Origin of the sequence: Streptomyces sp. WAC05292 (assembly GCF_003949955.1) — a bacterium.
Classification (GTDB): Bacteria; Actinomycetota; Actinomycetes; order Streptomycetales; family Streptomycetaceae; genus Streptomyces; species Streptomyces globosus.
Window position 1 is genome coordinate 1 of the sequence record NZ_RPSE01000613.1, and the last position, 2,431, is coordinate 2,431.

The window sequence follows — 2,431 nt, forward strand, 5'->3', positions numbered from 1 at the left end:
GGGTGGAGTCGCTCGCGGGGGCGGTGGTGACGCCGGGGCAGTTGGTGGAGCTGGCACCGGCGTTGGCGGCGTGCCTGGGGGTGCGGGTGGTGCCGTAGCCGTGGATTCCCGGGGCGCCGCGGTCGGGTGAGTACGCCGCCGCGACCGGGCGAGTACGCCGCCGCGACCGGGCGAGTACGCCGCCGCTCCCGGCGGCCGGTCAGGCCGGGACGCGGGGGAAGCGGGACTGGAGGGTCCAGATGGCCGGGTTGTCGGCGAGGTCCTCGTGCATGTCGACGAGGTCGGCGATGAGGTCGTGGAGGAAGTCGCGGGCTTCGCGGCGCAGGAGGCGGTGGCTGAAGGTCAGCGGGGGTTCCTCGGGGGCCATCCAGTCGGCTTCGATGTCGACCCAGCCGAAGCGGCGTTCGAAGAGGATGCGGTCGGTGGACTCGGTGAAGTCGAGCTCGGCGTGGCGGCGGTCGGCGGAGCGGCTGCCGCGGGGGTCGCGGTCGAGCTCCTCGACGATGTCGCACAGGGCCCAGGCGAAGTCGAGGACGGGGACCCATCCCCAGGCCGTGGACACTTCCCGGTCGGTTTCGGTGTCGGCGAGGTAGACGTCGCCGCAGAAGAGGTCGTGGCGCAGGAGGCGGACGTCCGCGGTGCGGTAGTCGGTCTGCGGGGGGTCGGGGAAGCGTCGGGAGAGGGAGTAGCCGATGTCGAGCACGTAGCCGATGGTGTCACGGGCTGCGGGCGGGCAGCGCGCGCGGGCCCGGCCGCTGGCGGACGCCCGGCCCGTCTGCGGTCCGGCCGCGCCCCGGCGGTGTCAAGGGAGGAGGCGCTGTTCCTTGGCCACCGATACGGCGCCTGCGCGGGTGTCCACGCCGAGCTTGTCGTAGATGCGGCCCAGGTGGGTCTTCACCGTGGCTTCGCTGATGAACAGGGCGCGGGCGATGTCGCGGTTGCCGAGGCCGCGGGCGAGCTGGCCGAGGATGTCGAGTTCGCGGTCGGTGAGGGTGGGGCGGGTGCCGCGCATGGCGGCCATGACGCGGCTCGCGACGGGGGCGGAGAGGGTGGTGCGCCCCTCGGCGGCGGCGTGGATGGCGGCGAAGAGCTCCTCGGGGCGCTCGGCTTTGAGGAGGTAGCCGGTGGCTCCGGCGCCGATGGCGCGGTTGATGTCGGCGTCGGTGTCGTAGGTGGTGAGGACGAGGACGTGGGGCGGGTTCGGGGCGGCGGTGATGCGGCGGGTGGCCTCGACGCCGTCGATGCCCTCGCCGAGCTGGAGGTCCATCAGGACGACGTCGGGGCGGAGGCGGGCGGCGAGGGCGACGGCTTCCTCCCCGCTGCCCGCTTCGCCGAGGACGTCGATGCCGGGGGCGCTGGCGAGGAGGGCGAGGAGGCCGGCCCGGACGACGGCGTGGTCGTCGCAGAGGAGGAGGGTCGTCACGGGTGGTGCTCCAGGGGGATGGCGGCGGAGACGACGGTGCCTTCGCCCGGGGTGGATTCGACGGTGAGGGTGCCGCCGAGCTGGCCGAGGCGCGCGCGCATGGCGGGGATCCCGTGTCCGCGCCCGGCGCCGGGGCGTGGGGTGCCGGCGGCGGCGGGGAAGCCGCGGCCGTCGTCGGCGACGTCGAGGACGACCTGGTCGCCGAGGTAGGTGAGGGTGAGGGCGGCGGTGCGGGCGCCGGCGTGTTCGCGGATGTTGGCGAGGGCGCCCTGCGCCACGCGGAGCAGGGCCGACTGGACGCGGTCGGGTAGTGGGGCGGGCGTCCCTTCGAGGTGGAAGCGGACGGTGACGCCGGGCCCGGCGTCGAGGGTGCGGAGGGCTTCGGGGAGGTCGGCGCCGCCGGCGAGTTCGGTGGGGGCGAGGTCGTGGACGAGGCGGCGGGCCTCGGCGAGGCCGCGGGCGGCGATGCCGTTGGCGGTGCGGACGTGGGCGCGGGCGGTGCCGGGGTCGGCGTCCCATACGCGGTCGGCGGCCTGGAGGAGCATCTGCTGGCTGGAGAGGTGCTGGGCGAGGGTGTCGTGGATCTCCATGGAGAGGCGCTGGCGTTCGGCGAGGGTGCCTTCGCGGCGTTCGGTGGCGGCGAGTTCGCGGCGGGTGCGCAGGAGGTCGTCGATGAGGGTCCGCTGGGCCTCGGCCTGGCGTTCCATGTGGACGAAGACGGCGGTGGCGAGCGCGGCGACGGCGGGCGGGGCGACGAGGAGGTTGGGGTCGAACCCGTCGGCGAGCCGGAGCTGCGCGGCGACGACGAACGCGGTGAGGGTGGCGACGAGGACGATCGCGGCGCGCGGCGGGAGGGTGCGCAGGGCGGTGAAGAAGAGGGGGACGGCGCACCAGGCGAAGCTGGGGGCGAGGTCGACGAGGACGACCCAGGTGGCGGTGACGAGGCCGAGCCAGACGAGGCGGCGCAGGGTGGGGGCGGCGCCGAGGGCGGGGCCGAGGACGTACAGC

At 75.3% G+C, this 2,431-nt stretch carries 3 protein-coding genes; all 3 read right to left on the minus strand.

Annotation, left to right across the window (positions count from 1 at the left end):
• Nucleotides 1-199: 199 nt before the first annotated feature.
• Nucleotides 200-703 carry a hypothetical protein gene (locus EF903_RS31645; RefSeq protein ID WP_125548410.1) on the minus strand — a complete coding sequence of 168 codons (504 nt, stop codon included), beginning with the start codon at nucleotides 701-703 and terminating at the stop codon, nucleotides 200-202.
• Nucleotides 704-802: 99 nt separating this feature from the next.
• Entirely contained in the window at nucleotides 803-1,423 is a 621-nt protein-coding gene (locus EF903_RS31650; RefSeq protein ID WP_125548411.1) for a response regulator transcription factor, read from the minus strand.
• Nucleotides 1,420-2,431: sensor histidine kinase (locus tag EF903_RS31655; protein WP_148142631.1), on the minus strand; the 1,012-nt coding region annotated here is incomplete at its 5' end. The genes EF903_RS31655 and EF903_RS31650, both read right to left, overlap by 4 nt.